The sequence below is a fragment of the Streptomyces sp. NPDC004542 genome, assembly GCF_040610035.1.
Classification (GTDB): Bacteria; Actinomycetota; Actinomycetes; order Streptomycetales; family Streptomycetaceae; genus Streptomyces.
In genome coordinates this window covers 1-25,441 of the sequence record NZ_JBEXLP010000036.1, presented here as the reverse complement: position 1 = coordinate 25,441, position 25,441 = coordinate 1, and the positions used below count along the sequence as shown (strand labels likewise).

Sequence of the window (25,441 nt, the reverse complement as noted above, 5' to 3'; positions counted from 1 at the left end):
CCGGTCGGCTCGGCAGGTGACAAACTCGGTCCACCACACGGCGATTGGCCTTGGCCGCACGGCGGCCGCACCCCCTAGCGTCGGCCCATGCGCATCCGAATCGTCGACGCCTTCACCGACCGCCCGTTCGCAGGCAACCCCGCCGGGGTCCTGCTGCTCGACGCCTTTCCGGACGACGACCGGCTCCAGCGGGTCGCCATGGAGGTCAACCACGCGGAGACGGCCTTCGCCCACCGCCTGCCCGAGGGCGGGGACGCGGACTGGGCGCTGCGGTGGTTCACGCCCGTCACCGAGGTGGCGATGTGCGGCCATGCGACGCTCGCCACGGCCCACGTCCTGCACACCACCGGCGCCCACCAGGGTCAGGTGCGGTTCGCCACCCGCAGCGGCGTGCTCATCGCCACGCCCGGCGAGGACGGCTCGATCACCCTGGACTTCCCCACCGCCCCGCTCACCCCGGTCGAGATCCCGGCCGGTCTCGCGGAGGCGCTCGGCGCGGCGCCGGTCGCCGCCGTCGACACCGGGCCGAACGTCGGCGACCTGTTGCTGGAACTCGCCGACGAGAAGACCGTCCTCGGCCTCTCCCCCGACCACAAGGCCCTGGCCGCGCACTCGGCACGCGGCGTCATCGCCACCGCCTGCGCCGAGGACCCGGCCCGCGGCCACGACTACGTCTCCCGCTGCTTCTTCCCGAACGTCGGCATCGACGAGGACCCGGTCACCGGCAGCGCCCACACCGCCCTGGCCCCCTACTGGTCCGAGCGCCTGGGCCGCCCCGACCTCACGGGCCTCCAGGCCTCCCGGCGCACCGGCGTCGTCCGCACCGGGCTGCGCGGCGACCGCACCCTGCTGACCGGTCGCGCGGTCACGGTCATCGACGGCGAACTGCTCGCCTGAGCGGCGGGAACCCGGGCGGCACGTACCCGGGCGACACGCAGGGGGGCGTACGGCGGTCTCGTACGCCCCCCTCCCCGGCCCCTCACGCCGTCGGCAGCCAGCCCACCTTTCCCGCCAGCAGCGCGTAGCCCACGAACGCCCCGATGTCGAGCAGGGAGTGCGCCACCACCAGGGGGCCGACCCGCCCCCAACGCCGGTACAGGAAGACGAACACCACGCCCATGACCATGTTGCCGACGAAACCGCCGATGCCCTGGTACAGGTGGTAGGAACCGCGCAGCACGGAGCTGGCCACCAGCGCGGTCCCCGGGGTCCAGCCCAACTGGCCCAGCCGGCGCAGCAGGTAGCCGACCACGATCACCTCTTCGAGGATCGCGTTCTGCATCGCCGAGAGGATCAGCACAGGGTACTTCCACCACACGCCGGGCAGCGCCTCCGGCACCACCGTGAGGTTGAAGCCGAGTCCGCGTGCGGCCAGGTAGAAGGCGATGCCGGTGCTGCCGATCACCGCCGCGACCGAGGCCCCGCGGCCCAGGTCGGCCCAGGGCCGGCTCCGGTCGAAGCCGAGGGTGCGCAGGCTCTCGCCCTCGCGCAGCAGGAAGTGCGCCACGAGGGCGACGGGAACCAGCGCCGAGGCGATGCCGAACAGCTGCCACGCGAGATCGAGCCAGGGGCGTCCCGGCGCGGCCGAGGCGTTGAGGGTGGCCGCCTGGTCCTTCAGGCCGCCGGGTTTGGTGACGGATCCGATGAAGCTGATCGCGGCGGACACGCCGCTCGCGCCGAGCGACAGGGCCAGGACGAGCAGGGTCTCGTCCCGGAGGATCCGTCGTGAGGCCGGTCCCTGCGGAAGGGAATCGGCCACCGAGCCTGCCTGCACCTGCACACCTGCCTCCAGTTGGGTGCGCCACAGGCTGTCGGGCGACAGGACGAAGATGGGGCACCACCGTCACGGGAGGTCCCAGCTTGCCCGATCACCGCCGACCGGACACGACCGGCCCCCGTCCCACCGCCGCCCGCGCCGGCGCCGCGCGCCCCGCTCCTAGCCCAGCGGCACCGGCTCCGGCAGCCCCACCGGCCAGGTGTGCACGGGCTCACCGAGGTGCATCAGCGCGCAGTAGCGACGGGTCGTGGCCGCCAGGGCGGCGTCCCGGGAGAGCCCCTGTTCGAGGGCCCGGTGGAAGGTCGCGGCCTGCCACGACGCGCCGTTGACCCGGCGTCGGCACCGCTCCTCGATCACACCGAGGTAGAGGTCACGGTCGGCGGCCTCGACGCCCCACCCCTTCAGCCCCGCCTCGGCGAGCGGCAGCAGCTCGTCGCGTACCAGCGTCACCGCGTCGACCTCGCCCGTGCCCCCGTACCGCCCGCGCCGCGGCCAGACCAGGCGGGCGTCGATGCCGTACCGGCACGCGGCGTCGAAGTTGGCGGCCGCCGCCTCGAACGGCAGCCGGGTCCACACGGGCCGGGGTTCCTCGGCGAGGGCGCGCACCAGCCCGTAGTAGAAGGCCGCGTTGGCGATGACGTCGGTGATGGTGGGCCCGGCCGGCAGGACGCGGTTCTCCACCCGCAGGTGCGGCACGCCGTCGGCGACGTCGTAGACGGGGCGGTTCCAGCGGTACACCGTGCCGTTGTGCAGGACGAGTTCGGCGAGCTTGGGCGCGCCCCCGGCCTCGATGACCTCGAGCGGGTCCTCGTCGTCGCAGATGGGCAGCAGGGCCGGGAAGTAGCGCAGGTTCTCCTCGAACAGGTCGTACGCCGAGGAGATCCACCGCTCCCCGAACCAGGTGCGCGGCCGCACGCCCTGGGCCTGCAGCTCGGGCGGGCGGGTGTCGGTGGCCTGGAGGAAGAGCGGAGGGCGGGACTCTCGCCAGAGTTCGTGACCGAAGAGGAACGGGGAGTTGGCGCCGACGGCGATCTGCGGCGCGCAGGCCACTTGGGCGGCGTTCCACACGTCGGCGAAACGGCCCGGGGTGACCTGGAGGTGCAGCTGTACGGAGGTGCAGGCGGCCTCGGGGACGATGGAGCGGGACGTGCAGGTGAGGTGTTCGACCCCTTCGATGTCGAGGCGGAAGTCCTCACCCCTGGCGGCCACGATCTGGTCGTTGAGCAGGGTGTAGCGGTCGACCTCGGAGAGGTTGGAGGAGACCAGGTCGTCACGGTCCAGGGTGGGCAGAATGCCGATCATCGCGATACCGGCGTCCAGCTCGCCGGCCTTGCGGTCGGCGTACGCCAGCGAGGTGCGGAGTTCCTCGGCCAGCCGGTCGAATACCCGCCCGCCCAACCGGTGCGGGGCGATGTTCACCTCCAGGTTGAACATGGCGAGTTCTGTTTGGAAATCGCGGCTCGCGATGCGTTCCAGCACCTGGCCATTCAGCATTTTCGGCAGGCCGTCGGGGCCCACGAGATTCAGCTCGATCTCCACACCCATCAGGTTCTTGGGCCGATCGAACCTCTCCTGGGCCAGCAGCCGCTCGAGCCCTGTCAGGCACGTGCGGAGCTTTTCCCGGTAGCGCTGCCGATCGGACAGGTCGAACGGCCCTGCCACGACCTTCTCCCCCATCGAAGCGTCCCTCCTCGGATGGGCGGGCGGAAGCTCCGGCCGCCGGGGTCCAGGGTCAGGTGGGATGATGCCCACCCGACGCGATCGATAACGTCCCGCGCGGGCCCCGTCCCCGGTACTCTGTGGGAATGTGTCCCGCGGCACATTCACGGGGCATGGGGCAGCACGCATCTTCGTGTGCCCCATCGGCCTCGTGAAAAACGCCGATGAGAATGGGCCGTCCGCTACGGCGGCGTATTCCGAGGTCAGCAGGGGCAGCCCGCACCGGAAAACGGGATGATTCCCGCGAATCGCCGACCGAATACGGACTTGTTCTCCTCGCCGGAAACGGTTAGACGAAACATCGTCCGAACACAAGTCGTATAAACTCCGCGAAGAAGGCAGAAGGTTGGCGCCCACCGTTCTGGTTCCCGCCGTCCAGGCGACGTGCGGCAGGCCGCGTCCGCACCTCTCGTTCACCGCCCCGGGCCCCCGCCTCTCTGACCCCATGAGCTGACAGCGCCGTCCGCCCACCCCGTCCTCGCGCCCTCGCGCCTGTCGACTGAGAGGCGACCCACCATGCCCCTGCACGTTCCCCCTGCCCCCGTGCCCGCCCTGCGCTCCGTCCTGACGGCCCTCGGGTCCCCCACCGCCGTCCGCGAGGCCCGGACCCCCTCCCTGCGAGCCGCCCAGGGACCCGCCACACCCGAGCTGCCCCTGCCGCTGCACGTACTGGACCGGATCACCGCCGAGGGCGTGTCCGCGACCCGGCTGACCGGCTGGCGGTTCCTGATCCGGTGCGGCGACCGTGCGGTGGCCGCGGCCGAGACCCGGCTGACGCCGGACGGCTGGGCGTTCTCGCACTTCTTCGAGGGTCCCTACATCGCCTCCACCGAACGCGCCCTGCGCCAGGCCGAGACGGTGCAGCAGCCCTACCAGGCCCGCCTGCTGTCCGTACCGGGCCTGTACATGCTCACACTGTGGCTGCACGGCGACTGCGCCGCGGACGGCGCCGAGGGCCATCCCGCCGCCACCGACCTCCTCGTCCCGCTGGCTCCCGCCCCGCCCGGAATCGCGGCCCACCGTCCGCACCAGGTCGCCGAACTGCTCCCGGTGCTGACCCACCGGGCGACTCCCGTCCCGCTGCTGGGCTCACCCGCCTGACGCCGCTTCCCCCTCCCTGTCGCCGGCTTTCTCCCGCTTCTCGCGTACTGCCTCCGTACCCCGCCGCCCCTTCGGTGGCGGGGTACACGCGGATATGCCGACACCGTTGCGCTCGTACGAGCAATTGCCCGCTCTCAAGAGCCACTAACGTCTCCGTGCGGCCCTGACCAGCCCCATCCGGCCACCGAGAACCACCCGAAATGACAGTGCGGTGAGGGTGAACCGAAACATGTGGGCGATGCGTCATCAACCTGTGAGAAGCGGTGCTGCGAAATACCTGCGGATTGACGCCCGGAGGGCAACACTGGGTTCCGAACGACTTATGACCACGGGGGCGGACATGACCACGACAGAGCGAGAGATCCCACCCATGTGCCAGCACCAGCCACCGTGCCCGACAGCAGAATCCGCCGACCGGGAGTCCGCCCGTCTCGTGGCGCACCACCCGGAGCAGGGATGGAGCCTGCTGTGCAACGGCGTCCTGCTCTTCGAGGACACCGGTGAGCTCCTGCCCGACGGCCAGATCATCGCCCCGCACCGCCTGCTGGACCCCAGCCGGGTGATGACGGCCGCCTAGGCCTTTTCCGGCACCGGCCGGGCGGCTCCGTGCCGCGCGGTGACCTGAGGGGCCGGTTCGCACCCGCTCGGTGCGCACCGGCCCCGACGCGCGTCCGGGGGTGACTACTGAGCGTGTCCGGCTGTCAGCCGAGCGCGTCGCGAAGCGCCGCGTACGCGGGTTTCGGCTTCAGCTGCTCGTCCCACGGCAGGGCCGCGCCCTCGCCCGGGAAGACCGCCGGGATCCACGAGTACTTGTCGGTGTAGTCCCACACCGTCAGCCCCACGCACCGGCGCACCGCGAGGCAGGCCTCGGCCAGGTCCCGGTACCAGGTCGCCTGCTCGGCCAGCTTGGCGTCCGTGGCGGGCAGCCGCATGCGGACGTCGGCCTCGGTGAGCGCGGTGTCCAGGCCCAGGCGGGCGAAGCGGCGGAGATTGTCCTCCAGGGTGGTGGGATAGCCGTACTGGAGGGCCAGGTGCGCCTGGAAGCCGATGCCGTCCAGGGGCACGCCCCGCGCCTTGAGGTCCTTGGCCAGGGCGTAGTAGGCGTCGCTCTTCGAGCCGGTCGCCTCGATGTTGTAGTCGTTGAGGTACAGCTTGGCGTGCGGGTCGGCCTGGTGGGCCCAGCGCAGCGCGTCGGCGATGTAGCCGGGTCCGAGTGTCCTGTACCAGAGGGTCTCGCGGTAGGTGCCGTCCTCGTTGAAGGCCTCGTTGACGACGTCCCAGGAGTACACCTCGCCCCGGTAGTGCCGCACCTCTTCGGTGATGTGCTTCTTCAGCACGGACCGCAGCTCGGCGGCGGTCCACTCCCGTGCGGTGAGCCAGTCGGGCAGCTGGCTGTGCCAGACCAGGGTGTGGGCGCGGACCCGCTGGTGGTCGCCGCGGGCGAGGGAGACGATCTCGTCGCCCTTCGACCAGTCGAAGACGCCCTGCCGCGGCTCGGTCGCGTACCACTTCATGCCGTTGCCCGGCGTGATCATGTCGAATTCGGTGCCGAGGATCTTCGTGTAGGCGCCATCGGTCAGCTCGGGGTTGTCGGTGGCGCTGCCGAAGTAACGCCCGTGCCGGTGGGCGAGCTCGGCGAGCGTGGGTTGCCGCCCGTGCGCCTGGGCGGCGGGGCCGGCGGCGATGCCCGCGGCGACCAGAACGGCCGCGAGGGCGCCGGCGAGTCCGAGGCGTGTACGGGTCCTGGGCATGGTGCGACTCCTCGTGGTCCGGTGCGGGGTGGGGTCGTACGCGGGTGTGGACGGGGCCGTACACCCGTCGGCGCGGGTCATCCCTTCGTCGCGCCGGCGGTCAGGCCGCCGACGAGCTGGCGCTCGGCGACCGAGTAGAAGGCGAGGGCCGGGACCATCGCCAGGACCAGGTAGGCGAAGACACGGGCGTACTCCGCCGAGTACTGGCCCTGGAACTGCGCGACGCCGAGGGGCAGCGTCCACCACTTCGAGTCGGTGAACACCAGCAGCGGCAGCATGAAGTTGTTCCAGCTGGCGACGACGGCCAGCACCGACACCGTGCCGAGCGCGGGCCGCGCCATGGGCAGCAGCACCCGCCAGAAGAAGCCGAAGGCGGTGCACCCGTCGAGCGTGGCCGCCTCCTCCAGCTCACCGGGGATCTGCCGGAAGAAGCCGCGCAGGATGATGATGGTCATCGGCAGCCCGAAGGCCGCCTGCGGCAGGATCACGCCGAGCGGGTTGTCCAGCAGGCCGAGGTAGCGCAGCAGCAGGAAGAGGGGCAGCGCGGCCACCGCGAAGGGGAACATCAGCCCCATCGTGAAGAAGGTGAACAGCAACTCCCGCCCCCGGAAGGCGAACCGCGCGAAGGAGAAGGCCGCCAGCGCGGACGCGGCGACCACGAGCACGGTCGTCGCCACCGCGACCAGCGTGCTGTTGCCCACCAGCCGCCAGAAGTCGCCCGAGCCGAGGATGTCCTTGTAGTTGCCGGTCAGCCAGTGCTCGGGCAGTCCGAAGGGGTTGCGGGAGAGCTCGGCGGTGGACTTGAAGCCGGACAGGACGGCGTACAGCAGGGGTACGACCATCAACGCGCCGACGGCGACGAGCACCAGGTGCAGCGGCAGTTCGCGTACGGCCTTGGTCCTGCGGGTCACTTGCCGTCTCCCCTCATCGTCGTGGTGGCCCCTTCGAGGTCACGGCGGAGCACGAACCGCTGGTAGGCGAGGGCGAAGAGGAGGCAGATGCCGAACATGACCACGCTGATCGCGCTGGCGTAGCCGATCTGGTAGCGCTTGAAGCCGTACTGGAACATGGTCACGGACATCGTCTCGGAATGGTGGTCGGGCCCGCCCTGGGTGATCACCCAGACCAGGTCGAAGAGCTGGATCGCCCCGATGACGGACAGGAAGACGCTGATGCGCAGGGTGGGCGCGAGCAGCGGCAGGGTGACGTTGCGGAACCGCTGCCAGGGGTTCGCGCCGTCGATCAGCGCCGCCTCGGTCAGCTCGGCGGGGATGGACTGCAGTCCGGCGAGGTAGAGCATCATGTGGAAGCCGAAGTACTTCCAGGTCATGACGAGGAACAGCGTCGCCATGACGTAGGAGGGGTCGGCGAACCACTCCCCGCCGACGCCGCCCAGCCCGATGGCGCCCAGGACGTGGTCGGCGAGCCCGTCGTCCGGGGCGAAGATCATGCTGAACAGCACGCCGGTGATCGCCTCGGACAGGACGTAGGGCGCGAAGAACAGCATCCGGTACACGGCCCGCCCGCGCAGCCGCTGGTTGAGCGCGACGGCCATGGCGAGCGCGAACGGCAGTTGCAGGGCGAGGGACAGGGCCACCAGGAGCAGACAGCGCCACAGGTCGCCCAGGAAGACGTCGTCCTGGAAGAGCCGGCTGAAGTTGTCCGTGCCGACGTAGTCGGAGGGCATGCCGAAGCCGCCCCAGCGGAAGAAGGCGGCGTACAGCGCGAACAGCATCGGCAGCAGCACCAGCCCGATGAACAGCACCAGGGCGGGCACCTGGAAGCCGACCGCGGTCAGCCAGTTCAGCAGGCGCCGGCGCGCCCGTCCCCGGGCCGGCGCCGCCGCCGGGGAGGAGGGGGCGACGCCGGGGTCCGTCCGCTTGTCCGGGAGGAAGGTCGAGGTCATCGCCGGCTACTACGCTTCCTTCGCGGCCTTGGTGATCGACCGGGTGACCTGCTCGGGTGACTTGGAGCCGGCGATCAGCGCGGAGACGCTGTCGTTGACCTCCTGGCCGACGGAGGGCGCGTACGCCTGGTCGAGGTAGAGCTGGAAGCCGGTGGCACCCGTCAACTGGTCGTGAACGGCCTTGGTGTTGGGGTCGGAGAGCGCCTTCTCGGCGCCGGGGACCACCGGAAGGGTGTTGGTCTTCTTGACGAGTTCCAGGTCGGTGGCCTCGGAGGCGAAGAACTTCAGGAAGTCGACGGCCGCCTGCGGGGCGCCCTTGCGCAGCGCGTGCGCGCCGCCACCGCCGAACACCTCGGTGATCGCGCCCTTTCCGCCCTCGACGGCAGGGAAGGGGAAGAAACCGAGGTTCGAGCCGAGGCCCTTGCCCGCGTCGGCCTCCACGACCGGGGCCCACTGCCCCATGAGCTCCATGGCCGCCTTGCCGTTGCCCACGGTGGCCGCCTGGCCGGTCGGGGTGGAGTACCCGGCGCCCAGGAACCCCTTCTGGAACGGCTGGAGTTGGACCAGGTCCTTGAGGTGCTGTCCGGCCTGGACGAGGCCGGGGTCGCTGAAGTCCTTGGCCTCGTCGGCCTTCTTCAACGCGTCGATACCGGCCGTGCGCATGGCGAGGTAGGCCCAGTAGTACATCTCGGGCCACTTCTCCTTGCCGGCCACCGCGATCGGCGTGATGTTCTTCGCCTTCAGCTTCCGCACGGCGTCGAGGAAGCCGCTCCAGGTCGTGGGCGGGGTGCTGATGCCGGCCTGCTTGAAGAGCGCCTTGTTGTACCAGAAGCCGATCATGCCGATGTCGAACGGGATGCCGTACAGCTTGCCGCCGAGGAGATACGCCTGCTTGGCGACGGACAGCATCCCGTCGGCCCAGGGCTTGGTCCTGTCGGTGAGGTCCTCGACCAGCCCCGCGTCGACCTGCTGCTGGAGCACGCCGCCGCCCCACGTGTGGAAGATGTCCGGCAGCTTCCCGGAGGCGATCAGCGCCGTCATCTTCGACTTGTAGGCGTCGTTCTCCATCTGGACGATCTTTATCTTGACCTTGGGATTCTGTGCCTCGAACTTCTTGGCCAGACCGGCCCAGACCGTCTTCGTCGGCTGGGTGGTGGAGATGTTCCACCACTCGATCGTGGTCGTGCCGTTCGACGACCCTCCGTCCGAGTCACCGCCGCAGCCGCTGAGTGCCGTCATGCCCAGGCCGGCTGCGGCGGAGGCCGCCAGGAAGCCGCGGCGGGAGAGAGCAGGGTCGCCCATCATGCGCTCCTTCTGTTCGAAACTTTCGAAACCACCCCGGAAAGCTGCGCCGCACCTTAGAGACCGCCCTCGGCACGTGGCAACCCTCTGTACGACGCCGGCTGCGACAGGAATTGGGACCCCCGCGGCCGGAAGCACCGCAGTCGTGCGTGCGGTTCGCGCATTGCGGCTTCTGCACTGACGGTGGGAACGGGCTTCCCCGGACCGGGCCGAATCGAAACATTCGGCGATCTCACCGAACGTTCCGAACGGCGACTCTAGAAAGGCCGTTCAGGGGCGTCAAGGTGTCGTGCACCAGGTAGTCGGACCGGCCGGCCGGCGACCGGATCGATCGGGGGCGGCGCGGCCCGCGGCCGAGGAGGTGCCGGCGCCGGGGCCGCCCGCCCGGACACCGGGGATCTCCGGCCGGTGGCCGTGGCGATGAGCGGCGACGTCCGGCCCGCGTACACACAGCGTTGCCGATGTCGGCCCCGGCCGCCGACGGCGTCTCCTCGCCCTCCGGCACGACCCGAGGACGGCCCGTACCCCCTCGACCTGGCCTCCTCCGGGCCGTCGGCGCCCAGTGAGGCGTTCTCCACGCGCACCTGGCGCCCACCCCGGACGGGAATCAGAGGCGCACGCATCACTCTCCGCATACGCCGGTGCGGCCGTCCGGGTGATGGCCGGACCGGACCCCCTGTCGCGTCGTCCCGACGACCGGCCCCTCTCCACGGTCCCCGGCGCCTGCGCCCTATCGTGACCGGCATGCAGTCCTACACGATCGGCCAGGCAGCACGGCTGCTCGGCGTGAGCCCGGACACCGCCCGCCGCTGGGCGGACGCGGGCCGGATGGCGACCCACCGCGACGAGGCGGGACGGAGACTCATCGACGGCAAGGACCTCGCCGCGTTCTCCGTGGAACTCGCCAAGGCGGGCGGCGGCGAGGACGACGCGGGCACCTCCTGCACCTCGGTCCGCAACGCCTTCCCCGGCATCGTCACCGCGATCAAGCTCGGCGACGTCGCGGCCCAGGTCGAGATCCAGGCCGGCCCCCACCGCCTGGTCTCCCTGCTCACCCGCGAGGCCGTCGAGGAACTGGGGCTGGAGGTCGGCATGGAGGCCACCGCACGCGTGAAGTCGACGAACGTACATATCGACACGGCGTGACGGCAGGTACCCGCGGCGAGGTGCGGGGAGCGCCGGGCCGACGCGCGGGGCTCAAGGCGACGCGTGTCCCCGCATGCCCCGCCTGAACGACCCGGCACACTACGGTGTGGGGCCATGACCCTGAGCATCCGCAACCAGCTTCCCGGCACCGTCACCGCCGTCCAGCCCGGTGAGGTCATGACCATCGTCAAGATCCACCTGGACGGTGGCCAGGACGTCACGGCGGTCATCACGTCGGAGGCCGCCGGGCAACTCGCCCTCGCCCCGGGCACCACCGTCCGCGCTCTGGTGAAGTCGACGGAGGTCTCCCTGGCCACCAGCCGGGTCGACGGCCTCTCGATCCGCAATCAGCTCCCGGGCACCATCACCCGCCTCACGACGGGAACCGCGATGGCCTCGGTGAAGATCACCGTGGACGGTGCCGAACTCACCGCGGCGATCACCAAGGAAGCGGCCGCCGACCTCGGTCTCTTCGTGGGCTCGGACGTCATCGCCCTGATCAAGTCGACCGAGGTGTCGCTGGCGACCGCGTGAACGCGCGAGGGCCCCGCCCGGACTCGGACGGGGCCCCGGGGCAGACCGGCCCCGGTCGCTCGCTCAGTCCTCGTACGCGTCCAGCGGCGGGCAGGAGCAGACGAGGTTGCGGTCGCCGAAGGCCTGGTCGATGCGGCGCACCGGCGGCCAGTATTTGTCGGCGGCCGAGACCCCGGCCGGGAACACGGCCTCCTGGCGGCCGTAGGCGTGCTTCCACTCACCGCCGAGCGCGGCGGCGGTGTGCGGGGCGCCCCGCAGCGGGTTGTCCTCGGCGGGCCACTGGCCCGAGCCGACCTTCTCGATCTCCCCGCGGATCGCGATCATCGCGTCGCAGAACCGGTCCAGCTCGGCCAGGTCCTCCGACTCGGTCGGCTCGATCATCAGCGTGCCGGCCACCGGGAAGGACATCGTCGGCGCGTGGAAGCCGTAGTCGATGAGCCGCTTGGCCACGTCGTCCACGGACACCCCGGTCGCCTTGGTCAGCGGGCGCAGGTCGATGATGCACTCGTGCGCCACCAGACCGCCCGGGCCGGTGTAGAGCACGGGGTAGTGCGGCTCGAGGCGCTTGGCGACGTAGTTGGCGGAGAGCACCGCCACCTGGGTGGCGCGCCTGAGGCCCTCACCGCCCATCAGGCGGACGTACGCCCACGAGATCGGCAGGATGCCGGCCGAGCCCCAGGGCGCGGCCGAGATCGGGCCGACACCGGTCGCGGGACCCGCCGCCGGCTGGAGCGGGTGGTTCGGCAGGTACGGCGCCAGGTGCTCGCGCACGGCCACGGGACCGACGCCGGGACCGCCTCCGCCGTGCGGGATGCAGAACGTCTTGTGCAGGTTGAGGTGGGAGACGTCACCGCCGAAGTGGCCCGGCGCGGCGAGGCCGACCAGCGCGTTGAGGTTGGCGCCGTCGACGTACACCTGGCCGCCGGCGTCGTGGACCTGGGCGCAGATGTCGGCGACGTGTTCCTCGAACACCCCGTGCGTCGACGGGTACGTGATCATCAGCACCGCCAGCTCGTCACGGTACTGCTCGATCTTCGCCCGCAGGTCCGCGATGTCGATCTCGCCGTCCTCGGCGGTCTTCACCACGACGACCTTCATGCCCGCCATCACGGCGCTGGCGGCGTTGGTGCCGTGCGCGGAGGACGGGATGAGGCAGACGGTGCGCTGGTCGTCGCCGTTGGCGCGGTGGTAACCGCGCACGGCGAGCAGACCGGCGAACTCGCCCTGCGAACCGGCGTTCGGCTGCAGCGAGACCTTGTCGTATCCGGTGACCTCGGCGAGACGTTCCTCCAGCTCACGGATGAGCGTGAGGTAGCCCTGCGCCTGCTCGGCGGGCGCGAAGGGGTGCAGCTGCCCGAACTCCGGCCAGGTGACCGGCTCCATCTCCGTGGTCGCGTTGAGCTTCATGGTGCAGGAGCCCAGCGGGATCATGCCGCGGTCGAGCGCGTAGTCGCGGTCGGCGAGCCGGCGCAGGTAGCGCAGCATCGCAGTCTCGGAGCGGTGCTGGTGGAAGACCGGGTGGGCGAGGTAGTCGTCGGTCCGCAGCAGGGCCGCGGGGAGCGCGTCCGCGGTCGCCGCGTCCAGCGCCTCGATGTCCCCCTCGACCCCGAACGCGGTCCACACGGCGACCAGCTGGGCGCGGGTCGTGGTCTCGTCGCAGGCGGCCGAGACATGGTCGCCGTCGACGGGCCGCAGGTTGACCCCGCCCGCCCGGGCGGCGGCCACGACCTCGGCGGCCCGGCCGGGCACGCGCGCGGTGACCGTGTCGAAGAAGGCGCCGTGGACGACCTCGACACCCCCCGCCCGCAGCCCCTCGGCCAGGAGGGTGGCGTACCGGTGGGTGCGCCGCGCGATGGTCTTCAGGCCCTCAGGCCCGTGGTAGACGGCGTACATGCCGGCCATGACGGCGAGCAGCACCTGGGCGGTGCAGATGTTGCTGGTGGCCTTCTCGCGGCGGATGTGCTGCTCGCGGGTCTGCAGCGCCAGCCGGTACGCCCGGTGGCCGTCCGCGTCGATGGACACGCCCACCAGACGGCCGGGCAGACTGCGGGCGAACCTCTCCTGCACCGCCATGTAGCCGGCGTGGGGGCCGCCGAAGCCCATGGGCACGCCGAAGCGCTGGGTCGTACCGATCGCGATGTCCGCGCCGAGCTCGCCCGGGGAGGTGAGCAGCGTCAGCGCCAGCAGGTCGGCGGCGACGGTGACGAGCGCGCCGAGCTCGTGCGCCCGGTCGATGACGGGCTTGATGTCGCGTACGGCGCCGGACGCGCCCGGGTACTGGATCAGCACGCCGTTGATCTCACGCTCGGCGAGCTCGGCCGGGATGCCCTGGCTGAGGTCGGCGACCACGACCTCCACGCCGGTCGGTTCGGCGCGGGTCCGGATCACGGCGACGGTCTGCGGCAGCGCGTCCGCGTCGACGAGGAAGAGGCCCTTCTTGTTCCGGCCCATGCGCCGGGACAGCGCCATCGCCTCGGCCGCCGCCGTGCCCTCGTCGAGCAGTGAGGCACCGGAGGTCGGCAGCCCGGTGAGCTCGGCGACCATGGTCTGGAAGTTCAGCAGGGCCTCGAGACGTCCCTGGGAGATCTCCGGCTGGTACGGCGTGTAGGCGGTGTACCAGGCCGGGTTCTCCATCACGTTGCGCAGGATGACCGGCGGTGTGAAGGTCCCGTAGTACCCGAGCCCGATCATCGAGTCGAGGACCTGGTTGCGGCCGGCGAGCGCGCGCAGCTCGGCGAGCACCTCCGCCTCGGTGCGGGCGCCCGGGAGATCCAGGGCGTCGGCGTTCTTGATCACATCCGGCACCGCGGCGGCGGTCAGCTCGTCGAGCGAGCCGTATCCGACGTGCGCGAGCATCTTGGCCCGCGCCTCCTGGTCGGGACCGATGTGGCGCTGCTCGAAGGGGATGCCCTGTTCGAGCTCGGAGAGCGGGGTGCGGTGGGCGGTCATTGCGGAGGCCTCCTGGTCTGACGCGACCTTCGAGGGGCACCCCGGCACGGGTACCCCGACGGCCTCCCCCTCTGTCATCTCGACCTGAGAGCTTCACCGGGTCGCCCGAGGGCCCCGGCTTTCACCGTCGGTGAGGGCGGAAGCCGTGGAGACACCGCCCTGCTTTCCAGAGTGACCTCGTCCGTGCGGTACGTGAGCCTGAGAGATTCCGGGGAGGATTTGCTCCTTCGGCGCCTCCGGTGGTGTCCGGAGGACTCTCCCGCACGGGGTCAGCGGCCGTTTGCCAGCCTACCAGCGAGGCCGACGCGCGGGCCTCGAGTGGCCACCTTCCTGAATGTGCTCTTTTGTGGTGCTTACGGATGAGTTGCGACCAAGAGGAGGGACCGTGCGAACCGATATCGATCCGCGCCACCTGATCGGCCGCAAGGCGTTCGACCGCAATGGCGACAAGATCGGCACGATCGACGAGGTCTACCTCGACGACGCGACCGGCGAACCGGAGTGGGCGGCCATACGTACCGGCCTGTTCTCCAGGGACGCCTTCGTCCCGCTCGAACCCAGCGAACTGATCGACGGCGCCCTCCGCGTCCCCTTCGACCGGTCCCTCATCAAGGACGCGCCCGACTTCGGCGTCGGCCGTCACCTCTCCCCCGAGCAGGAACTCCAGCTCTACCACCACTACGGCCTCGACGTGACCTCGTCGCACCCGCTCCCGGACCACGACTTCGGCCACCTGGCGGGCACGGACGAGACGGCCGGACCGGCGTAGCGAACCCCCGGGCCGTCCGCCAAGCGGCTCGTCCGCACCACGTCAGGGTCTGCCCGCACCTTTCCCGCCCCTGTCCGCCCGGACGGAGGCCCGCTCCCCACCGCCCTCGGGTCACTCCGTCCCGCTCCCGGCCCCCGCCACACCGCCATGGAGCCCGCTCACAGCCGCTACGGCGGCCAACGGCAGCGGATCCGCCGGTTCCAGCGCCGGGTCGTCGACCCGGAACGTCCGCACCCGGCCGGGCTCGGAGCCGGGGGTCTCGAAGCGCACGGTGACCCGCCCGAGCCCGCTGCCCTGCACCCAGCCGTGCCCGAGTTCCGCGTGCCGCACGTCATGGCCCGCGGGCCAGCGCCGTTCGGCCGGCGGCTGCTGTTCCGCGACGGGTTCGGGCACCGCCTCCTGCGCCGTCGGAGCCGGCTCACCCGCCGCCTGAGCGAACAGGTCCTCCTGCGTGTAGTCGGCGAGCCCGGAGACACCCACGCCGAGCAGCCGCACCCCGCCGGTGGTGTCGACGGAGTCCAGCAACCGGGCCGCCGCCTCCCGCACGACCGCCGCATCGTCCGTGGGCCCCCGCAGCGTCTCCGACCGGGTCAGCGTCGAGAAGTCGTACCGCCTCACCTTCAGCACGATGGTCCTCCCCGACAGCCCGGCCCCGCGCAGCCGCCCGACGCACCGATCCGCGAGCCGCTGCACCTCCAGGCCGACCCGGAGCCGGTCGTGAATGTCCACGTCATAGGTGTCCTCGACCGACACCGACTTGGCCTCCCGCTCCGCCACCACGGGCCGCTCGTCATGCGCCAGTGCCATGGCGTACAGAGCGTGGCCGTGGGCCTTCCCCAGCAGCCGTACGAGCTCGTCCTCGCCCGCCTCGGCGAGTTCGCCGACCGTGGTGATCCCGGCGCGCCGCAGGTGGTCCCCCGTCGCCGGCCCCACTCCGGGCAGGGTCCGCACCGTCATCGGGCCCAGCAGTCCCCGCTCCGTCCCCGGTTCGATCAGGACCAGCCCGTCCGGCTTGGCCTGCTCGGAGGCGATCTTCGCGAGCATCTTGGAGGCGGCGAGCCCCACCGACCCCGTCAGTCCCGTGACGGCCCGGATGTCCGCGCGCAGCTTCTCCCCCGCCAGACGGGCCGAGTCCCCGTCCCGGGCCGCTCCCCCCGCCTCCAGGTCCACGAACGCCTCGTCCAGGCTCAGCGGCTCGACGAGCGGCGACAGCGCCCGCAGCAAGGCCATCACCTGTTCGCTGATCGACCGGTACAGCCCGAAGCGCGGGACCAGATAGGCGGCGTTGGGGGCGAGCCGACGCGCCTGGGCCATCGGCATCGCCGAGTGGACCCCGAAGACCCGCGCCTCGTACGACGCGGTGGCGACCACTCCGCGCGGTCCCAGCCCGCCCACGACGACGGCCTTCCCGCGCAGACTCGGCTTGGAAGCCTGCTCCACCGAGGCGAAGAAGGCATCCATGTCGAGATGCAGGATCGTGGGCGCGTTTCTCACATCTCCGATGCTGCACCACGCCACTGACAATGCCCCGGCGGCCACCTCGGGCAGCCCGGCGCGGGCACGCAGGGCGCCCTCCGCCGTGCGGGGGCAGGCGCCGTCAGACCGCCCGGTTGCGCCGCCGCGCCAGTTCGTCGGAGGGGTTCTGCCCGACGAGGGTCTCCCCGGTGTCGATGCGCTCCCCGTGGAGCTGGGAGAGCGCGCTTTCCACGTCCCGCCACACCACGCCCACGGCGATCCCGAAGATCCCCTGACCGCCCTGGAGCAGGGCGTGGACCTCGTCGGGGGAGGTGCACTCGTAGACCGTGGCTCCGTCGCTCATCAGCGTCATGCGCTCCAGGTCGCGGAAACCGCGTTCCCTGAGGTGCTGGACGGCGGTGCGGATGTTCTGCAGCGAGACACCGGTGTCCAGAAAGCGCTTCACGATCTTCAGGACGACGACGTCCCGGAAGCTGTACAGCCGCTGTGTGCCCGACCCGTAGGCGGGCCGCACGCTCGGCTCGACCAGCCCGGTACGGGCCCAGTAGTCCAGTTGCCGGTACGTGATACCGGCGGCCGCGCAGGCCGTCGGGCCGCGGTAGCCGATCTGCTCGGACGCCATGGACGCCGCCCCTCCGCCGCTCGGCACGGCCGTCGGTCGTTGCGGGACCTGGTCGGCCGCGCCGCCCTGCTGGGGATACCCCCTGCTCGAGCGGAGCCGAGAGCCCGAGGGAGGGTACGGACCGCTTTCCCCGAAACCTCGTCCGGGGGCACCCCCAGCCGTACCGTCGCCGCTGCTTCTCACGCCGACCTCCGTCCTTGACCTGCCTTCTCGACGGTAGGCAGTCACCAGGGGTGCGTCAACGATCGCCACACTCGGCACGCCGAGTGATAATCACCCTAAGAGTGGTTTCCCGTGCCCCACCGCGGGGAAAGGCTAGCCGAATGCGCTGGCGGGGAGCGTCAGGACGCTCTCACCGACCGTCGGCCCGTGCTCTCGGAACCGCTGGTCACGAACCGTCGGCCGGCCGGTCACGAACCGCGTGCCCGCCGCAGGCCGGCCCGCTCACTGGTTGCTGGTACCGAAGTCCTCGGGCGAGATCTGGTCGAGGAACTCGCGGAACTTCTCCACCTCGTCCTCCTGCTCGTCCGGAATCGCGATGCCCGCGTCGTCGAGCACCGTGTCGCTGCCGTAGATCGGCGTACCGGTACGCAAGGCCAGCGCTATGGCGTCGGAGGGGCGGGCGCTCACCTCGACCCCGCTGGCGAAGACCAGCTCCGCGTAGAAGACGCCCTCACGCAGGTCCGTGATACGCACTTCGCTGAGTTCCTGGCCGACGGCCTCCAGCACGTCCTTGAACAGGTCGTGGGTCAGCGGCCGCGCGGGGGCCATGCCCTGCTGGGCGAAGGCGATCGCCGTCGCCTCCCCCGGTCCGATCCAGATGGGGAGGTACCGGTCGCCACCCACTTCACGCAGGAGCACGATCGGCTGGTTGGAGGGCATTTCCACCCGGACACCTACGACATCGAGCTCGTTCACACAGCAACCCTAGGCCGTGCTCGGGATGTTTGGGTAGTCGGGCCGGTAACGGGCGTCCGATCCGGCCCCTCGCTCCCCGTACCACTCAGGGCAGCCGGACCCCGAGCGCGGTCTGCACCAGAGCCGCGTGCAGCCTCACCGTGAGCGCCGCCAGCTCCTTCGTGCGGGCCTCGGCGTGCGCCCTGGTCTGCGGATTGCGGTGGCGCCTGAGCGGGGCCACCACCTGGTCCACCAGTCCGGCCTCCCGGTCGGCGGCGGCCTTCATGACCCGCAGGTGGCGCGGCTCGATCCCGAACCGCCCCAGCTCGGCGACGAGGGAGGCCACCGTGACGGCCTCCACGTCGTACACGCCGCCCTCGAGGGGAGCGATGAGTCCGTACGACTCCCACACCTTCAGATCGTTCTCGTCGATCCCGGCGGCCGCCAGCAGCTCGGCCCGCCCGATCCGGGCGGCCGTGGGCCCTTCCACGGGTTCCAGCGCGGTCTCGCCGGCGCGCTGGCGCCCCACGACCGGCAACTGCACGGCCTCGCCGCGCTCCATCGCGTCCAGGTGCTCGCGGATCACCTTGAGCGGCAGGTAGTGGTCCCGCTGCATCCTCAGGACGTGACCGAGGCGCTCGACGTCCCCGGCCGAGAACTTGCGGTACCCCGAAGGGGTCCGCTGCGGCTCGACCAGCCCCTCCGACTCCAGGAACCGGATCTTGGAGATCGTGACTTCGGGGAACTCCTCGCGCAGCACGCTCAGCACCGAGCCGATGCTCATCAGCCCACCGTCCGCGGCGGCGGCGCCGTGCCCGGCACCGCCGCTCGGTGTTCGCTGCATGGACCTTCCCTGGGGTCCCCCGGACGGCGTCCGGGGAGGGTCAGATGCTCTGCCGGCTCGCGTAGAAGACCAGCCGGTACTTGCCGATCTGCACCTCGTCACCGTTCGACAGAGCGACCTGGTCGATCCGCTCACGGTTGACGTACGTGCCGTTCAGACTGCCCACGTCGGCCACCGTGAAGGAGCCGTCCGGAGAACGACGGAACTCCACGTGGCGCCGCGAGACCGTCACGTCGTCCAGGAAGATGTCGCTCTGCGGATGACGCCCGGCCGTGGTCAGCTCGCTGTCCAGCAGGAAGCGGCTGCCCGAGTTCGGCCCACGGCGCACCACCAGCAGCGCCGAGCCCAGCGGCAGCGCGTCGACGGCCGCCTGAGCCTCCGGGGAGAGCATCGGCGTCTGGCCGGTCGCCTCGGCGTCGTAGGCCTCCAGACCCGAGATGGAGATCGTGGACGTCGTCTCGGACGCCCGCTCCGGCACGGCTCCGGGGCGCAGCGGCGCGCCGCAGTTGGAACAGAAGCGCGCGTTCTCCGCGTTGCGGTTACCGCACCTCGTGCACACCAGGACCGACATGGACGGATCCTCCTGCCCCGCCGGAGCGTTGGACGCGTACGGGCCGGAGGTAAACCCTCCACCCGTACCTGAGGTTGACGGTTGCCCGAAACCTATGCCGCCGGACTGGGCAGGGTCAACAGACGGCGCGCCCTGACCTCCGGAAATGTCACCACCCGGACCAGCGACCTGGTCACGGAACAGCGGGCGCTGACCTTCTGCGTCAGGCTGTGCGCGATGACGGGAGGTCGCGTTGTCGCTGCCCTCTCGCGCGCTCTTGCCGAACAACTTCGCAAACAACTTCACGGGCGATTCCCCTTGACCGAAACAGACCCGCCCGTGGGGCAGGACGAACCCTGATTGCCTACACCGGCCGACCCGGACACCCTCACAACGTCCGTAGCCACCAGACAGTTTCCACCACGCACCACCCCTTCGGTGCGCCGACCCCCCGCAAGCTCATGCCCCTGCCGGACGTCCGCCATGCACTCTCGGTTCACCGCGGGGACGACCGAGCGTAGTCAGGCCGCTTCGCCGCTCGCAAGGCATCCACGACGATCTTGGTCGACCGCTCGACGGTCACGGTGGCCTGCTCCTTCTCGAGAGTCTGTACCACGCCTCCGGGGATGTTGAGCGCCGGCTCGAGGTCCTGCGGCTTACCGATGACCTTGAAACGATAGGGGGCGTTGATCTTGTTCCCGTCGACGCTCACACTCTTGCCGGACTCGGTGAGGTACGTACCGGCGACGACCCGGACGCCGTTCACCTGGATCGCCTCCGCGCCGGCCGCGCGCAGTTCCTGGATCGCGTCGAGCAGCATGTCCGCCTGGACCGTCCCCTTCGTGTCGTCGACCGTCATCGTGATGCCGGGACCCTCGGCCGCCACGGTGCCCGCGAGGATGCCGAGTTGCTTCTCCTTCTCGGCGGTCTGCTTGCGCGCCTCCGCGGCCTGGTCGGAGCTGCTCTGCAGCTCCTGCCGCTGCTTCTCCAGTCCCTGCTTCTCGTCCTCAAGACGCTGAGTGCGGTCGTCGAGTTCATCGAGGATACGGACGAGATCCTCCTGGCGGGCGCCGCGCAGGGCGCTGTCGCTGTCGCTGTTCGACGCCACCTGCACGGCCAGACCGAAACCGAGGCCGAACAGCAGGACGGCGACGATCAGTTGGGCCCGGGTGACCCTCGGCGGCCACAGTCCCTGGACCAGGCGCCGGCGGCCGGTCAGCTCCTGCTGAGGCTGCTCCCCGGCGGCCTGCTCGGCCGCGGGGACCGGCGCGGGCACCTCGGCGGGCAGTTCCTTGCGCAGCCTGTTCTCCGGCTGCTCGTCCTGGTTGCTCATCGATGTCACGCCCGGAACACGTGTCGCCGGATCGCCGCGGCGTTGGAGAAGATGCGGATGCCGAGGACCACCACGACGCCGGTGGACAGCTGGGCGCCCACGCCCAACTTGTCGCCCAGGAAGACGATCAGCGCGGCAACGACCACGTTGGAGAGGAACGACACCACGAAGACCTTGTCGTCGAAGATGCCGTCGAGCATGGCCCGCAGGCCACCGAAGACGGCGTCCAGCGCCGCGACGACGGCGATCGGCAGATAAGGCTCGACGACCGCCGGAACCTCAGGCCGGACCAACAGGCCGGCCACGACTCCCACGACGAGGCCCAGTACGGCGATCACGATGTGCCCTTCTCAGTGCTCGGCTGTGCTGTACGTACGATCACACTCGGTGCGGCTGGCACCCGGACGTCACTCTCGGTGGAGATGCTGGTCCGGATGCCGTAGTTCTCTTCCAGGGCGTGCAGATACAGCCCGTCGGCGCTGTTCTGGAACCTGGTGCTCAGCTTCTTGGCGTCCCCCACCGCCAGGACCGTGTACGGCGGCACCAGCGGCTTGTTGTCGACCAGTATCGCGTCACCCGCCGCCCTGATCGCCGACAGGGCGGTCAGCCGCTGTCCGTTGATGGAGACGGCCTCGGCGCCTGAGGCCCACAGCCCGTTGACCACGCGCTGCATGTCGCGGTCGCGGACCCGGCCGGTGTCGGAGAAGTCCGCGGTCTCGCGCGGGTTCCCGCCGCCGCCGGTGGTGGCTTCCTTGGCATCGTTCACGACGAGCTTGACGCCGGGCCCGTGCACTGCCGTGGCGCCCGACAGAACGCCCACCAGGTCCGCCTGGCCGCTGCCGCCGCTCTTGCTCAGCGCGGCCCGCTGGCGCTCGCTCACGTCGTCGCGCAGCTTGTCCACGTCGCCCTCGAGCTTGTCCGCCGCCGATGTCTCACGGTCGATGCGGTCGATGAGCTCCTGGCGCTCCTTGGCGACCACCGGCGCCGCCACGCGTGCCTGCGCCGCCCCCACGGTCACCACGAGCGCCGCGAGGACCAGACCGGAGGCGAGACCGAGCTTCGCCCGGAGGGTCTTGGGCAGGCCGCCCGCCTCCCCCTGGGCCTTCCTCCGGGCAGCGGCCTCGGCGTACCCGTCGTCGAGGCTGTGGTCCATGACGTTGGTGATCAACGACATGGAGGCATCCGGACGCGCGGGCCGCGAGGGTGTGCTCCGAACGGGGGGTTGCTGCGGCATGCCGCACATCGTCGCATGTCGCGGCCAGTACCTCCGAACGGCCCCACCGGCATGCCGGACAGGCCCCCTTGGGGACACTTGTCCGGCACGCGCGCGTGCGGCGGTTTTTACCGTCCGGCGCTGTCCACGACCGCCGCCCACTCGTCGAGCAGGGCCTGCGCGGAGGCATCGTCCGGCCCCTCCGCCCACAGGTGCGTGACGGCCTCGGCCGGGTCGGGCAGCACCATCACCCAGCGCCCGTCGGTCTCCACGACCCGCACACCGTCGGTGGTGTCGACATGGCGTTCTCCGGCCGCCTCGACGACCCGGCGCATGACCAGCCCCTTGACGGCCCAGGGAGTCGCCAGATCCCGCTTCAGGACGTGTGCCCGCGGGATACGGGCGTCGATCTGGCTGAGGGTGAGCTGCGTACGCGCCACCAGCCCGATCAGCCGTACGAACGCCGCCGCACCGTCGTAGACGCTGCTGAACTCGGGGACGATGAACCCGCCCTTGCCGTCACCACCGAAGATGGTCCCTTCCTCGCCCCCCACGCGCGTGAGGTCGTCGGGGGACGTGGTGGTCCATTCGACCTGGGTGCCGTGGTAGGCCGCGACCTGCTCGGCGATCCTGGTCGTGGTCACCGGCAGCGCCACGCGGCCGCTGCGCCGCTCGGCGGCCACAAGGTCCAGCATCACGAGGAGTGCCCGGTCGTCCTCGATGATCCGGCCCTTCTCGTCGACGAGCGACAGCCGCTCGCCCACGGGGTCGAACCGGACGCCGAACGCGGCACCCGAGGACGCCACGATCTCGCCGAGCCGTACGAGCCCCGAGCGCCGCATCTCGGCGGTCTCCGTCGGCCGGGACTCGTCGAGACCGGGGTTGATGGTCAGCGAGTCCACACCGAGCTTGCCGAGCAGGCTGGGCAGGACGAGCCCGGCGCTGCCGTTGGAGGCGTCCACGACGACCTTGAGCCCCGACTCGGAGATCCCGGTCGTGTCGACGTTCCGCAGCAGCGAGCCGGTGTACGAGTCGAAGACGCTCGCCGGGAAGTGCAGATCACCGATCTCTCCCGGGAAGGCGCGCCGGTACTCCTGCCGCGCGAACACCCGGTCCAGCTTGCGCTGGCTCCCCTGCGAGAGGTCCGCCCCGTTCCCGTCGAAGAACATGATGTCGACGGAGTCCGGCACACCCGGAGAGGTCCGGATCATGATCCCGCCGGCGCTGCCCCGCGCGGTCTGCTGCCGGGCCACTGGCAGCGGTACGTTCTCCAGGTCCCGCACGTCGATGGCACTGGCCTGGAGCGCGGAGATGACCGCCCGCTTGAGCGCACGGGCACCACGGGAGTGGTCGCGGGCCGTGGTGACGGTGGCGCCCTTCTTGAGGGTCGTGGCGTACGCGCCGGCCAGCCGCACCGCCAGTTCGGGTGTGATCTCGACGTTCAGGATTCCGGTGACACCGCGGGCGCCGAACAGGTGCGCCTGGCCCCTGGACTCCCAGATGACCGAGGTGTTGACGAAGGCACCGGCCTCGATCGTCTTGAACGGGTAGACCCGTACGTTGCCCTGCACGATCGATTCTTCACCGATCAGGCACTCGTCACCGATGACCGCGCCGTCCTCGATCCGGGCGGCACGCATGATGTCCGTGTTCTTGCCGACGACACAGCCCCGCAGATTGCTGTGCTGGCCGACGTAGACGTTGTCGTGCACGACGGCCTTGTGCAGGAAGGCGCCGCTCTTCACGACCACGTTGGAGCCGACGACGGTGTGCTCGCGGATTTCCGCACCCGCCTCGACCTTGGCGTAGTCGCCGATGTAGAGCGGTCCCCTGAGCACGGCGTCCGGGTGCACCTCGGCGCCTTCGGCCACCCACACGCCCGGGGAGATCTCGAATCCGTCGATCTCGACGTCGACCTCGCCCTCGAGGACGTCGGCCTGCGCCTTCACATACGACTCGTGGGTACCGACGTCCTCCCAGTAGCCCTCGGCGACGTAGCCGTATACCGGCTTGCCCTCCTTCATCAGCTGCGGGAAGACATCACCTGACCAGTCCACGGGCACGTCCGGCTCGACGTAGTCGAAGACCTCGGGCTCCATCACGTAGATGCCCGTGTTCACGGTGTCGGAGAAAACCTGTCCCCAGGTCGGCTTCTCGAGGAAGCGCTCGACCTTGCCTTCCTCGTCGACGATGGTGATGCCGAACTCCAGCGGATTGGGCACGCGCGTCAGGCAGACGGTGACCAGCGCGCCCTTTTCCTTGTGGAAATTGATCAGCTCGGTGAGGTCGAAGTCGGTCAGGGCATCGCCGGAGATGACAAGGAAGGCATCGTCCTTCAACGCCTCCTCGGCGTTCTTGACGCTTCCGGCGGTACCGAGTGGCTTCTCCTCATTGGCATACGTGAGCTCCATTCCGAGCTCCTCGCCGTCACCGAAGTAGTTCTTGACGAGCGAAGCCAGGAACTGCACGGTGACGACGGTCTCGGTGAGCCCATGCCTTTTGAGCAGCCGTAGCACGTGCTCCATGATCGGGCGGTTCGCCACGGGCAGGAGCGGCTTGGGCATGCTCGAGGTCATGGGGCGAAGGCGAGTGCCTTCACCACCGGCCATCACGACGGCCTTCATGTCGGAAGCGTCCTCCTCTAAGAGACGACGGTCCAGCCGACTTCACCCGTCCAGATTGTCCCGCACTTTTCCGTCGCGGGCCATCGCAAGCCACTACGTCCGGACAATCGACCAGTTCAGTCGGCCATGGCGTCCGCACGAACCAGCCGGCGGACTTGGACCACGTAGAGCACTCCTGCCCACCAATAGAGGGTTGTACCCCATCCTGCGAACGCCCATCCGAAAACAGCGGCCAGTGACGCGATCCATCCGTGTCCGTCACTGAGCAACAACAAGGGGAAGGCATACATCAGGTTGAAGGTCGCCGCCTTCCCCAGGAAGTTCACCTGCGGTGGCGGGTAGCCGTGCCGCCTGAGGATGCCCACCATCACCAGGAGAACCAGCTCTCGTGCCAAGAGTACTGCGGTCAGCCAGAGCGGCAGGATCTCGCGCCAGGTGAGTCCGAGCAGCGTGGACAGGACGTAGAGGCGGTCCGCGGCCGGATCGAGGAGCCGGCCGAGGCTGCTGATCTGGTTCCAGCGCCGCGCGAGCTTGCCGTCCAGATAGTCACTGATCCCGCTCAGGGCCAGCACGAGCAGCGCCCAGCCGTCACTCTTGGGCCCCCCGAACTCCGGCCGGAGAATCAGCCACAGGAACACGGGTACGCCGACGAGCCGGGCCATGCTGAGGATGTTCGGGATGGTGAGGACCCGGTCTGTCTGGACGCGGGTCTCCTGGACCTCCACCCGGGGGCCTCCTGTGGGAAACGAATCGACGATGCCCCCTGACCCTACCTCAACGCAAAAAAGCTCTGGCCCCTGGGCTGATGCCCAAGAGCCAGAGCTCTAAAAGGAGTTCGGCGGTGTCCTACTCTCCCACAGGGTCCCCCCTGCAGTACCATCGGCGCTGTGAGGCTTAGCTTCCGGGTTCGGAATGTAACCGGGCGTTT

General features: G+C 70.3%; 23 protein-coding genes, 1 rRNA gene and 1 riboswitch. Of the genes, 6 read left to right on the top strand and 18 right to left on the bottom strand.

Annotated features, from left to right (window positions below):
* The first annotated feature begins 87 nt into the window (after positions 1-87).
* On the top strand, positions 88-897 hold the full coding sequence (locus ABZX30_RS20705) for a PhzF family phenazine biosynthesis protein (protein WP_355935353.1): 810 nt from the start codon (positions 88-90) through the stop codon (positions 895-897).
* 82 nt (positions 898-979) lie between these two features.
* Here ABZX30_RS20705 and ABZX30_RS20700 read toward each other — a convergent pair whose 3' ends face one another.
* The gene (locus ABZX30_RS20700) at positions 980-1,780 is read right to left on the bottom strand and encodes a type II CAAX endopeptidase family protein (RefSeq protein WP_355935352.1); all 801 of its coding nucleotides are present in this window, start codon (positions 1,778-1,780) and stop codon (positions 980-982) included.
* A 156-nt stretch (positions 1,781-1,936) separates the two neighbouring features.
* Positions 1,937-3,454 carry a glutamate--cysteine ligase gene (locus ABZX30_RS20695; RefSeq protein ID WP_355935350.1) on the bottom strand — a complete coding sequence of 506 codons (1,518 nt, stop codon included), beginning with the start codon at positions 3,452-3,454 and terminating at the stop codon, positions 1,937-1,939.
* Between the two features lie 558 nt (positions 3,455-4,012).
* Here ABZX30_RS20695 and ABZX30_RS20690 point away from each other — a divergent pair.
* Together ABZX30_RS20690 and ABZX30_RS20685 are read left to right on the top strand one after the other, a co-directional pair.
* Positions 4,013-4,597: a hypothetical protein gene (locus ABZX30_RS20690; protein WP_355935348.1), complete on the top strand. Its 585-nt coding sequence runs from the start codon at positions 4,013-4,015 to the stop codon at positions 4,595-4,597.
* Between the two features lie 370 nt (positions 4,598-4,967).
* Positions 4,968-5,174 carry a DUF5999 family protein gene (locus ABZX30_RS20685; protein ID WP_355935422.1) on the top strand — a complete coding sequence of 69 codons (207 nt, stop codon included), beginning with the start codon at positions 4,968-4,970 and terminating at the stop codon, positions 5,172-5,174.
* 124 nt (positions 5,175-5,298) lie between these two features.
* Here ABZX30_RS20685 and ABZX30_RS20680 read toward each other — a convergent pair whose 3' ends face one another.
* From ABZX30_RS20680 to ABZX30_RS20665, 4 genes are all read right to left on the bottom strand, one after another.
* Positions 5,299-6,348, bottom strand: a complete 1,050-nt coding sequence (locus ABZX30_RS20680; protein WP_355935347.1) for an endo-1,4-beta-xylanase — start codon at positions 6,346-6,348, stop codon at positions 5,299-5,301.
* 77 nt (positions 6,349-6,425) lie between these two features.
* Positions 6,426-7,190 (bottom strand): carbohydrate ABC transporter permease, encoded by a 765-nt coding sequence (locus ABZX30_RS20675; RefSeq protein WP_355935421.1) that lies wholly within the window; start codon positions 7,188-7,190, stop codon positions 6,426-6,428.
* A 65-nt stretch (positions 7,191-7,255) separates the two neighbouring features.
* Positions 7,256-8,254: a sugar ABC transporter permease gene (locus tag ABZX30_RS20670; protein ID WP_355935345.1), complete on the bottom strand. Its 999-nt coding sequence runs from the start codon at positions 8,252-8,254 to the stop codon at positions 7,256-7,258.
* 9 nt (positions 8,255-8,263) lie between these two features.
* Positions 8,264-9,556, bottom strand: a complete 1,293-nt coding sequence (locus ABZX30_RS20665; protein WP_355935343.1) for an extracellular solute-binding protein — start codon at positions 9,554-9,556, stop codon at positions 8,264-8,266.
* Between the two features lie 744 nt (positions 9,557-10,300).
* On the opposite strand from ABZX30_RS20665, the gene ABZX30_RS20660 reads away from it, so the two are divergent.
* Both ABZX30_RS20660 and ABZX30_RS20655 read left to right on the top strand, forming a co-directional pair.
* Positions 10,301-10,702: a helix-turn-helix transcriptional regulator gene (locus ABZX30_RS20660; protein ID WP_355935341.1), complete on the top strand. Its 402-nt coding sequence runs from the start codon at positions 10,301-10,303 to the stop codon at positions 10,700-10,702.
* Between the two features lie 114 nt (positions 10,703-10,816).
* Positions 10,817-11,236 (top strand): TOBE domain-containing protein, encoded by a 420-nt coding sequence (locus ABZX30_RS20655; protein ID WP_355935339.1) that lies wholly within the window; start codon positions 10,817-10,819, stop codon positions 11,234-11,236.
* A gap of 63 nt (positions 11,237-11,299) precedes the next feature.
* On the opposite strand, the gene gcvP is transcribed toward ABZX30_RS20655, so the two are convergent.
* The gene (gene gcvP, locus ABZX30_RS20650; protein ID WP_355935338.1) at positions 11,300-14,185 is read right to left on the bottom strand and encodes an aminomethyl-transferring glycine dehydrogenase; all 2,886 of its coding nucleotides are present in this window, start codon (positions 14,183-14,185) and stop codon (positions 11,300-11,302) included.
* 176 nt (positions 14,186-14,361) lie between these two features.
* Positions 14,362-14,457: riboswitch (glycine riboswitch) on the bottom strand.
* A 113-nt stretch (positions 14,458-14,570) separates the two neighbouring features.
* Between gcvP and ABZX30_RS20645 the strand changes: the two genes are divergently transcribed.
* Positions 14,571-14,954: a PRC-barrel domain-containing protein gene (locus ABZX30_RS20645; protein WP_355935336.1), complete on the top strand. Its 384-nt coding sequence runs from the start codon at positions 14,571-14,573 to the stop codon at positions 14,952-14,954.
* Positions 14,955-15,065: 111 nt separating this feature from the next.
* Here the strand turns inward: ABZX30_RS20645 and ABZX30_RS20640 are convergent, their stop codons facing one another.
* The 11 genes from ABZX30_RS20640 to rrf all read right to left on the bottom strand — a co-directional run.
* Positions 15,066-16,448 (bottom strand): DNA polymerase IV, encoded by a 1,383-nt coding sequence (locus ABZX30_RS20640; protein ID WP_355935335.1) that lies wholly within the window; start codon positions 16,446-16,448, stop codon positions 15,066-15,068.
* 103 nt (positions 16,449-16,551) lie between these two features.
* Positions 16,552-17,235 carry a MerR family transcriptional regulator gene (locus tag ABZX30_RS20635; protein ID WP_355935333.1) on the bottom strand — a complete coding sequence of 228 codons (684 nt, stop codon included), beginning with the start codon at positions 17,233-17,235 and terminating at the stop codon, positions 16,552-16,554.
* Between the two features lie 261 nt (positions 17,236-17,496).
* On the bottom strand, positions 17,497-17,970 hold the full coding sequence (locus ABZX30_RS20630) for a bifunctional nuclease family protein (protein ID WP_093771173.1): 474 nt from the start codon (positions 17,968-17,970) through the stop codon (positions 17,497-17,499).
* A gap of 85 nt (positions 17,971-18,055) precedes the next feature.
* Positions 18,056-18,793: a MerR family transcriptional regulator gene (locus tag ABZX30_RS20625; protein ID WP_355935331.1), complete on the bottom strand. Its 738-nt coding sequence runs from the start codon at positions 18,791-18,793 to the stop codon at positions 18,056-18,058.
* A gap of 40 nt (positions 18,794-18,833) precedes the next feature.
* Complete coding sequence (locus ABZX30_RS20620; protein ID WP_355935329.1) at positions 18,834-19,649, bottom strand: FHA domain-containing protein; 816 nt, start codon at positions 19,647-19,649, stop codon at positions 18,834-18,836.
* A 190-nt stretch (positions 19,650-19,839) separates the two neighbouring features.
* Entirely contained in the window at positions 19,840-20,676 is an 837-nt protein-coding gene (locus ABZX30_RS20615; RefSeq protein WP_355935327.1) for a DUF881 domain-containing protein, read from the bottom strand.
* Positions 20,677-20,681: 5 nt separating this feature from the next.
* Positions 20,682-21,014, bottom strand: coding sequence for a small basic family protein (locus ABZX30_RS20610; RefSeq protein ID WP_003988855.1), 333 nt, complete (start codon positions 21,012-21,014; stop codon positions 20,682-20,684).
* Positions 21,011-21,850 (bottom strand): DUF881 domain-containing protein, encoded by an 840-nt coding sequence (locus ABZX30_RS20605; protein WP_355935325.1) that lies wholly within the window; start codon positions 21,848-21,850, stop codon positions 21,011-21,013. The genes ABZX30_RS20610 and ABZX30_RS20605 overlap by 4 nt, the downstream gene beginning before the upstream one ends.
* A 167-nt stretch (positions 21,851-22,017) precedes the next feature.
* Positions 22,018-24,513, bottom strand: coding sequence for a mannose-1-phosphate guanyltransferase (locus ABZX30_RS20600; protein WP_355935323.1), 2,496 nt, complete (start codon positions 24,511-24,513; stop codon positions 22,018-22,020).
* Between the two features lie 116 nt (positions 24,514-24,629).
* Positions 24,630-25,238, bottom strand: a complete 609-nt coding sequence (locus ABZX30_RS20595; RefSeq protein WP_355935322.1) for a CDP-alcohol phosphatidyltransferase family protein — start codon at positions 25,236-25,238, stop codon at positions 24,630-24,632.
* 108 nt (positions 25,239-25,346) lie between these two features.
* Positions 25,347-25,441, bottom strand: a 5S ribosomal RNA gene (rrf, locus tag ABZX30_RS20590); the annotation flags it as partial.